Annotated in this window: 10 protein-coding genes; 5 read left to right on the top strand and 5 right to left on the bottom strand. The window is 74.2% G+C overall.

The genetic code is table 11. The annotated features are described in order from the left end of the window. The 3 genes from ABZY57_RS30855 to ABZY57_RS30845 all read right to left on the bottom strand — a co-directional run. Nucleotides 1-1,713, bottom strand: a 1,713-nt coding sequence (locus ABZY57_RS30855) for an SMC family ATPase (protein WP_356517537.1), incomplete at its 3' end; no start/stop codon positions are given. Beyond that, nucleotides 1,710-2,882, bottom strand: a complete 1,173-nt coding sequence (locus ABZY57_RS30850) for an exonuclease SbcCD subunit D (RefSeq protein ID WP_356517535.1) — start codon at nt 2,880-2,882, stop codon at nt 1,710-1,712. The genes ABZY57_RS30855 and ABZY57_RS30850, both read right to left, overlap by 4 nt. A 99-nt stretch (nt 2,883-2,981) precedes the next feature. After that, complete coding sequence (locus tag ABZY57_RS30845) at nt 2,982-3,608, bottom strand: YigZ family protein (protein ID WP_356517533.1); 627 nt, start codon at nt 3,606-3,608, stop codon at nt 2,982-2,984. A gap of 102 nt (nt 3,609-3,710) precedes the next feature. On the opposite strand from ABZY57_RS30845, the gene ABZY57_RS30840 reads away from it, so the two are divergent. Both ABZY57_RS30840 and ABZY57_RS30835 read left to right on the top strand, forming a co-directional pair. Then, the gene (locus ABZY57_RS30840; protein ID WP_356517531.1) at nt 3,711-4,115 is read left to right on the top strand and encodes a CoA-binding protein; all 405 of its coding nucleotides are present in this window, start codon (nt 3,711-3,713) and stop codon (nt 4,113-4,115) included. A gap of 138 nt (nt 4,116-4,253) precedes the next feature. After that, on the top strand, nt 4,254-4,595 hold the full coding sequence (locus ABZY57_RS30835; RefSeq protein ID WP_356517529.1) for a hypothetical protein: 342 nt from the start codon (nt 4,254-4,256) through the stop codon (nt 4,593-4,595). Between the two features lie 91 nt (nt 4,596-4,686). On the opposite strand, the gene ABZY57_RS30830 is transcribed toward ABZY57_RS30835, so the two are convergent. Beyond that, nucleotides 4,687-5,268 (bottom strand): XRE family transcriptional regulator, encoded by a 582-nt coding sequence (locus ABZY57_RS30830; protein WP_356517541.1) that lies wholly within the window; start codon nt 5,266-5,268, stop codon nt 4,687-4,689. Nucleotides 5,269-5,395: 127 nt separating this feature from the next. Between ABZY57_RS30830 and ABZY57_RS30825 the strand changes: the two genes are divergently transcribed. Both ABZY57_RS30825 and ABZY57_RS30820 read left to right on the top strand, forming a co-directional pair. Continuing rightward, nucleotides 5,396-6,265, top strand: coding sequence for a DMT family transporter (locus ABZY57_RS30825; protein WP_356517527.1), 870 nt, complete (start codon nt 5,396-5,398; stop codon nt 6,263-6,265). A gap of 82 nt (nt 6,266-6,347) precedes the next feature. After that, nucleotides 6,348-6,803: a hypothetical protein gene (locus ABZY57_RS30820; protein ID WP_356517525.1), complete on the top strand. Its 456-nt coding sequence runs from the start codon at nt 6,348-6,350 to the stop codon at nt 6,801-6,803. 57 nt (nt 6,804-6,860) lie between these two features. Here ABZY57_RS30820 and ABZY57_RS30815 read toward each other — a convergent pair whose 3' ends face one another. Then, nucleotides 6,861-7,622, bottom strand: a complete 762-nt coding sequence (locus ABZY57_RS30815; RefSeq protein ID WP_356517539.1) for an acyltransferase — start codon at nt 7,620-7,622, stop codon at nt 6,861-6,863. A 157-nt stretch (nt 7,623-7,779) separates the two neighbouring features. Between ABZY57_RS30815 and ABZY57_RS30810 the strand changes: the two genes are divergently transcribed. Further along, nucleotides 7,780-8,325: a gamma carbonic anhydrase family protein gene (locus ABZY57_RS30810; RefSeq protein ID WP_356517523.1), complete on the top strand. Its 546-nt coding sequence runs from the start codon at nt 7,780-7,782 to the stop codon at nt 8,323-8,325. Nucleotides 8,326-8,544 lie beyond the last annotated feature (219 nt).

The following is an 8,544-nucleotide window of genomic DNA, read 5'->3' as shown; positions in this document are numbered from 1 at the left end:
GGCGCGGGCCTCCCGGACGGCGGCGAGCCTGCGCTCGACGCCGGCCCTGCGCTCCTCGGCCTCCTCGAAGCGGGCGTGCGCCGCCTCCTCCGCGGCCCGGTCGACGTGACCGGGGGCGGGCCTGGCCGGGGAGGGGTGCTCCGCTGCCCCGCACACGGTGCAGGGCTCTCCCGCCACCAGGGCGGCGGCGAGTTCGGCGGCGATCCCGCGCAGCCGGGTCTCCTTGAGCTCGAGCCAGCGTTCCCGGGCGGCGGCCGACTCCTCGCGCGCGGTGAGCAGTTCAGCGGAGGCCTGCTCCGCGTCCTCGTCGAGGGCGTCGCGCCGCCGGGCGGCGTGCAGGTGCAGCCTGGCAGGCTCCAGCTTGCCGGCGAGCTGCTCGGCCAGGGTCGCGGCCTGCTGGGCGGCGTCCGCGCGCCCGGCCAGCTCGGTCCGGGTGGCCTCCCAGCGGGCGAGCCATTCGGCGGTCTCCTGCTGCTGTTCCTCGGCGGCCCGGGACTCCCGTTCCAGGTCGGCCCGTTCGCGGCCGATCTCGGCGCTGCGCTGCTCGGCGCGGCGGGCGGCTCCGAGGGCTCCCAGATCGCCCCGCAGCCGTTGCTCGACCGCGGCCAGCTGCTCGGTCCCCGCCTCGGCGAGCTGGGGCGGCAGCTCCGCCCGGGCCACCGACTCCGCGTGCGCGGCGGCCATGTGGGCCCCGGCGGCGGCTCCGCGCAGCTCCAGGGCGGGGGCGACCAGGGCTCCGCGCCGGGCCCGGTCGAGCAGGGCACGCACCCGCTCCCGCTCCGGACCGGCCTCGGCGAGCAGGGCCGCCCGGCGGGTGGTCTCCGCGTGCCGGCGCTGCAGCCGGTCCAGCTCCCGCGCCTCCTCGGCGGCCCGCCGGGCGGCGGCGTAGCGCCCCTCGACGGCGGCGAGGGCGTACTCGGCGACGGTGAGCCGCTCCCGGGCGGAGCAGCGCGCGACGGCGGCCCAGGCGCGGATCGCCCCGGCCAGCCCGGGGTCGCCCGGCTGGTGCCGGGGCAGGGGCCAGGCACGCAGGTCGGCGGCGTCCCCGGCGGCCTGGGCGAGCCGCTGGGCGGTGTGCAGCACCTGCTCGTCACCGGCGCGGACCTTGGCCTCGGCGGCGCGGCGGCGCTCGCCGAGCAGGGTTTCGACGGCGGCGAAGCGGCGGGTGTCGAAGAGCCGGCCCAGCAGCCGGCCGCGTGCCGCCTCGTCGGCCCGCAGGAAGCGCGCGAACTCCCCCTGCGGCAACAGCACGACCTGGCAGAACTGCTCGCGGCTCATGCCGAGCAGCTGCTCGATCTCCTCGCCGATCTCCTGATGCGACCGGCTCAGCGCGCCCCAGCCCTCCCCGTCGAACTCACGCAGCCAGCTCTGCGCCTTGTCCTTCGTCGTGCCGGTGCCGCGCTTCTTGGGCCGGTCCTGCTCGGGGCGCCGGGTGATCTCCAGGCGCCGCCCGCCCGCGGTGAGTTCGAGGGTGATCTCGGTCGGGGTGTCCGAGGCCGCGTGGTCGCTGCGCAGGCTGGTGCCCGGCGCCTGCCGGGAGCCGGGCACGGACCCGTAGAGGGCGTAGCAGACGGCGTCCAGGACGGAGGTCTTGCCCGCGCCGGTGGGACCGTGCAGCAGGAAGATCCCGGCGCCGGAGAGGGCGTCGAAGTCGATCTCCTGGGGTTCGGCGAAGGGACCGAAGGCGGTGATGCGGAGCCGGTGCAGCCTCATCGGTGGGTCTCCTGCCGGCTGTCCTCGGCCCGGACCTCGTCGAAGGCCCCCTGGAGCACGGCCCGTTCGGCATCATCCGCGAATCCCCCGCCCCCGCGCACGTGGGCGACGAAGTCCTCGGCGATCTCCCGGTCGCTACGTCCCTTGAGCCGCTGCGCGTAGGAGCCGCCGCCGTCCTCGGTGCGGCCCTCGGGGTCGAAGGCGAGGCTCAGCACATGGGGAAACCGCGCGGCGAGCCGGGCCATGGGGTCCTCGGGCCGGACGGCGTCGGTGAGGGTGGCCTCCACCCAGCAGTCCGCGTACCGGCCGTGCGCCCCCTCGGAGACGAGCTCCTCCAGCGGACCCCGTACCCGGGCCAGGCCGCGCGGCACGGGCGTATCGACGCGCTCGGCACTCACGATCTCCCCGCCCCCACCCAGCTCGACGACCCACACGCTCTTGCGGTGATCGGCTTCGGAGAAGGAGTAGGCGAGCGGGGAACCGGAGTAGCGGACCCGATCGTTGATCGTCTGGCAGCCGTGGAGATGACCGAGGGCGACGTAGTCGACCCCGTCGAAAACAGAGGCGGGCACGGCCTCGACCCCGCCGACGGCGATGTCGCGCTCACTGTCACTCGCCATCCCACCGGTGACGAAGGCATGAGCAAGAACGACGGACCGCGTCCCCGGTGCCCTCCCGGCCAGATCGGCCCGGACCCGGTCCATGGCCGCCCCGAGCACAGCCTCGTGACTCACCTTCCCGGCACCGAACTCATCCTTCACCAGCGCGGGCTCCAGGTACGGCAGCCCGTACAGCGCCACGTCCCCGTGTACGTCGGCCAGCACCACGGGGTCGGCGCACCCGGCGGGGTCGGTCCGCAGGTGGATCCCGGCCCGCCCGATCAACCCGGCCCCGACCCCGAGACGCCGGGCGGAGTCATGGTTCCCGGAAATCATCACGGTGGGCACACCAAGATCGGCGAGCCGGTGCAGGGCCCGGTCGTACAGCTCCACGGCGGGCAGCGGCGGCACAGCCCGGTCGTAGACGTCACCGGCGACGAGCACGGCATCGACCTCGTGCTCCCGCACGGTCTCGACGAGGTGATCGATGAAGACGGCCTGAGCCCCGAGCAGGTTCACCCGATGAAAGCTCCGCCCCAGATGCCAGTCGGAGGTGTGCAGGAACTTCACTCGCCGGCACCGCCGCGCATACCGTTTCCCCCTGCTGGATGAACCCTGAACCCCTCTACGCTAACGCCTCCCCGGCGTCCCACGGGCCGCCGCCGGTTCTCAGGCCGCGTAGGTCTCCCCGCCCGGGGTGAGGGTGGCGCTCCCGGCGGTGCTGTCGGCGAGCCAGGCTTCGAAGGCGGGCAGGTCCGCCTCGGGCAGGGCGACCTCGATCTCGACGGCGGCCCCGTAGCGCACGTCGATCACGGTCCTGCCCGTGGAGCGCAGGTCGTTCTCCGTCTTGCCGGCCCGCTGGTGGTCGACGGTGACGGTGGCCAGGCGGTAGCGGTGGCGGGTGACGGTTCCCAGCGCGTCGAGGGCCTCGCCGACGACCCCTCCGTAGGCGCGGATGAGCCCGCCGGCGCCCAGCTTCACGCCGCCGTAGTAGCGGGTGACGACGGCGACCGCGTAGCGGATGTCCCGGCGCGTGAGCATCTGCAGCATCGGCACACCGGCGGTGCCGCCGGGTTCGCCGTCGTCGCTGGCCTTCTGCACGGAGGCGTCGGCGCCGATGACGTAGGCGAAGCAGTTGTGCGAGGCGGTCGGGTGCTCCTTGCGGATCCGGGCGACGAACTCCTGCGCCTCCCGCTCGGTCGCCGCGGGGGCGAGCGCGCACAGGAACCGCGAGCGGTTGATCTCGGACTCGTGCACACCCTCACGGGCCACCGTCACGTACTGGTCTGCCTTCACCCGTCCACCCTACGGGGAATCCGACATGCGTCTTTTCTGTTGATCGGGCTGACGGCATTCGGCGGTCACAGGCAGCGGGACCAGCAGCAGGAGGCGGCACACGTGTACGGCGATCCGGCAACCATCCGCAAGATCCTCACCGAGCTCGGTGACACCTGGGCCGTGGTGGGCCTGTCCAACAACCAGGACCGGGCCGCGTACCGCGTGGCGGAGGTGCTCCAGCGGTACGGCAAGCGCGTGATCCCGGTGCACCCCAAGGCCGAGACGGTCCACGGCGAGCAGGGCTACCCCTGGCTGGAGGCGATCCCGTTCAAGGTGGACGTGGTCGACGTCTTCGTGAACAGCGCGCTGGCGGGGGCGGTCGCCGACGAGGCGGTCGCGAAGGGGGCGGAGGCCGTCTGGTTCCAGCTGAATGTCGTGGATGAGGCCGCCTTCGACCGCACCCGCGCGGCCGGACTGGACATGGTCATGGACCGCTGCCCGGCGATCGAGATCCCCGCCCTGTGAGGTTCCAGGGGCCCGGGACTCCCTGGAGTCCTCGGTCCCCGGGGGTTCGAGGAGCCCCTCCGGCCTTCAACACGTTCAACGCGGTCTACGCCCCCTTCGCGCGGGCCCTCGAAGGGGCGGACCGGACCGACGTGGAGCGTGCCGCCGAAGCCGCCTGGCCGGCGGCCCGGGAAGCGGATCCCGCCCTTCGCCGACGAACTCGTACGGCTCCTGCATGCGGCCTGGCTGCGGACGGTGCTGATCTCGGGGAGCCCGCACGGGATCGTCCGGCGTGCGGCGGCGGAGCTGGCCATCGCCTTCGAACCGGACCCGGTCCTGCGGGGCTGGACGACGGACCGGGACTGGATCACGGCCGACCGGCGCAACGTACTGGCCGCCTGCCAGGACCTCATCGCGACGCACCCGGTGCCGGACGCTGCGCGGGAGACGACCCGCGGGACGGCCCGCGGCCCCGGCCTGGGGATCGCCGGGCCGCGCTGACCGCGGACCAGGGCCGCGCACCAGCACCGCGGACCAGGAGCGCGGACCAGGAGCGCGAGCCAGCACCGCGAGCCAGGCCCCGTCCTCCCCGTCACGCCCGGGCGGTTACCGGCGGGATCGAGACCGCCATCGTCATCTCCATCGGTCCGGGCCCCTCGTTGCGGTAGGCGTGCGGGGCGTCCGCCTCGAAGGAGACGGCCCCGCCGGCCGGTACGGCGTACGTCTCGTCGGCGACCACCAGCGTCAGCTCCCCGACCGTGACGTGCAGCATCTCGAAGGTGCCCGGCGGATGCGGGTCCGAGGCGGTCCCCTCGCCGGGCTCCAGCCGGTAGGTCCACATCTCCACCGGCCCGCGCCGGTCGTCGCCGAGCAGCATGCTCGCGCCGCTACCGCCCTCGGTGGACCACATCCGCACCCCCTGCCCCGGCAGTACCACCTGCACCCGCGGACCGCGGTCGTGGTCGAGCAGGGTGGTGATGCTGACGCCGAGCGCGTCGGCCAGTTTGACCGTCGTGCCGACGCTGGGGTTCGTACGGGCCTGCTCGATCTGGATGATCATGCCGCGGCTCACCCCCGCACGGGCCGCGAGGGCCTCCAGGGTGAACCCGCGCTCCCCGCGCCAGCGCTTGAGGTTGCGGCCGAGTGCCTGGGTGAGTTGTTCGAGATCCGACACCGTTCTGTCCACTCCGTACAATATTTTGGATGGCAGGGTTCACTAGGATGAACTATCGTCCGTCGTACCCCACCGTGTACTCCACGGTGTACTCCGCCGTCTAACGCACTGTACTGCGAGGCCTGCCATGACCGCCCTGTTCGCCCTGGCCACCGCCGTCCTGTGGGGCCTCGCCGACTTCGGGGGCGGGCTGCTGACCCGCCGGATACCGGCCCTCACGGTGGTCGTGGCCTCCCAGGTCCTCGCCGTCCTCGTGCTGGGCGCGGTGGTCCTGGGCACCGGCGCCTGGCGGGAGGCCGGACCGCAGCTCTGGTTCGCGGTGGGGGCGGGGCTGGTGGGGCCGGTCGCGATGCTCAGCTTCTACAAGGCGCTCGCCCTCGGCCCGATGGGCGTGGTCTCCCCGCTCGGCTCCCTCGGCGTGGTGGTGCCGATGGCCGCGGGGCTGCTCCTGGGCGAGCGGCCCGGCGCCGCTCAGCTCGCGGGGATCGCGGTGGCCGTCGTGGGCATCGTCCTGGCGGGCGGACCCGAGCTGCGCGGCGCTCCCGTACAGCGGCAGGCCGTCGTCCTCACCCTCGTCGCGGCCTTCGGGTTCGGCGCGGTGATGGCCCTGATCGCCCCCGCCTCCTCCAGCGTGCCCGGCCTGTTCCTCGCGCTGTTCGTCCAGCGCGTCACCAACGTCGCCGTCGGCGGCACGGCCCTGTGGGTGCGGACCCGGCGCGGCGTCCCGGCCCTCCCGGCGGGGACGGGTGGCGGCCGGATCCTGTGGGGGCTCGTACCGGCGCTCGCCTTCGTCGGACTCGCGGACGTCGCGGCGAACGGCACCTACTCCATCGCCGCCCAGCACGGCCCGGTCACCACCGCCGCCGTGCTCTCCTCCCTCTACCCGGTGATCACGGCCCTGGCCGCCTTCGCCGTCCTCAAGGAACGCCTGCGCACCGTCCAGGCCGCGGGCGCGGGCCTCGCCCTGGCGGGCACGATCCTCCTCGCGGCGGGATAGGGCCCGCCCGGGTGCGTCACGGACCGGTCACAGGCACCGCACATGCATCACACAGCCCCCACGAACAGGACAGAGTGGCGCGATGCGCACACACCGCACCGCCCTCGCCCTCGCCGCAGCAGGCCTTCTCGCCCTCACCGGCTGCTCCGGGGCCCTCACCAGCGAGCCCACGCCCGACGAGCCCGTCTCCTCGGCGTCCGCCGCCCCCACCACCGCAGCCTCGCCCGCACCGGCACCCGCACCCGTGAGCAGCAAGCCCGCCGCGCCGGCCACCACGCCCCCGGCAGCACCCGCACCGGCACCCGCCCGGGCCGCCGTTCCCAACGGCGTCGGTCAGGTCCTGCAGACCGCCCAGGACAACGCGCAGGCCGCGGGGTTCTTCCTCCTCGGCTCCACCGACGCTCAGGGCCAAAGCCGCATGCAGGTGCTCGACCGGAACTGGAAGGTCTGCTCGCAGACACCCGCCGCGGGCACGCAGGCCGCCACCAGTACGAAGATCGTGTTCCACACGGTCAAGCTCGAGGAGACGTGCCCCTGACCCGGCGGCTCCCCCGGCCCGGCGGCGGCGCGGCAGGCGCCTCGTTCGCTCCATCGTTCACTCCGACTTCGGCCCCGACTCCGAATCCGGCTCCATCACGTCCGCCAGGGCGCGCAGTTGCTCCGGAGTGACCCCGTCGGGGATCGGGACCGGCGCCGGGGTGCGCAGCGGCGGCTGCCAGCCCGTCTCGGGTTCCCAGCGGCGGACGATCCGCGCCGGCGCCCCCGCCACCACGGCGTGGTCCGGCACGTCGCCCCGTACGACGGCCCCCGCCGCCACCACGACGTTGCGGCCCAGCCGGGCCCCGGGCAGGATCACCGCGCCGGTCCCCAGCCAGCAGCCCGGGCCGATCTCCACGGGGGCGCTGCGCGGCCACTGCTTGCCGATGGGCTCGTGCGGGTCGTCGTAGCTGTGGTTGGTGGAGGTGATGTACACCCCGGGGCCGCAGAAGGTGTCGTCGCCGATGGTGATCCGGGTGTCGGCTATGACGTGGCTGTCCCGGCCGATGACCACGCCGTTGCCGAGGACCAGGACCGGTTCGGCGCCGAGGTCGAGGTCCGGCATCATCCCGGCGGTGAGCGTGACCTGCTCGCCGATGATGCAGTGGTCGCCGAGGCGGATCCAGGGCGCGCCGAAGACCGTGCCCTGCGGGAAGGCGAGCCGGGTGCCGTACCCGATCGCGCCGAAGCGCAGCCCGCCGGGGGTCTGGGCGGTGACCGCGCCGGCCCGCTGCATCCAGCGCCAGCCCGCGTGGACCGCGCGCCCGGCGAGCCGGCGGCGCAGGGTCGTCAGAGCCGTCAGAGAAGGGGCCGCCGTCAGAGAGGAGAACGTGTTCTGGTTCTTCGCCACCGGGTCACCGTAGCGCGCCGGGAGCCCGGGCCGCGCCGTGATCTTCACCCCATCCCCGGGGGCGCGGACGGCGTGGCCTACGGTGCCGGTAGCGCGACACGACGTACCGGAAGAGGAAGAGAAACACATGACGCAGCAGGCGGCCCAGGCACTCGTGGCGGGTGTCGGCGGGAAGAACCCCGTGATCGATCCGACGGCGTTCACCGCTCCGACCTCCGTCGTGGTCGGGGACGTGACCCTCGGCGCGGGGTCGAGCATCTGGTACTCGGCGGTCCTCCGCGCGGACTGCGGTCCGATCACGCTCGGCGCCGACAGCAACGTGCAGGACAACTGCACCGTGCACGTGGACCCCGGATTCCCGGTCTCGATCGGCGAGCGCGTGTCCATCGGCCACAACGCCGTCGTGCACGGCTGCACGGTCGAGGACGACTGTCTGATCGGGATGGGTGCGACGGTCCTCAACGGCGCGGTGATCGGCGCCGGCTCGCTGGTGGCCGCCCAGGCGCTGGTCCCGCAGGGCATGGTCGTCCCGCCCGGTTCCCTGGTCGCGGGCGTCCCGGCGAAGGTCCGGCGCCCGCTGACCGCGGAGGAGCGCGAGGGCCTCAAGGTCAATGCCCTCATGTACACCGAACTGGCCGGTCAGCACCGCGCCTCGGTGACCCCGGGCGCGTAACGGGCGCTACGGCCCGTGCCCCCTCGGCGCTCGCAGGTGCATGCCGGTACCAACCGCGGCAAAGCCGTGCAACCGCCGCCAACCGCTGCTCCCCGCCCGCCCTCGGGCCGGGCGGGGGCCGGGCAGCTCAGTCGGTGAGCACCGTCGGAGCGGCCGAAGCGGCCTGCCCCGGCACCGGGGCCGCGCCCGTGGATCCGTCCGGGCCCGCGCCCGGGCCCG

Origin of the sequence: Streptomyces sp. NPDC006450 (assembly GCF_040612195.1) — a bacterium.
GTDB lineage: Bacteria > Actinomycetota > Actinomycetes > Streptomycetales > Streptomycetaceae > Streptomyces.
Note: the sequence above shows the minus strand (reverse complement) of the source record. Positions and strands in the feature narration are given on the sequence as shown.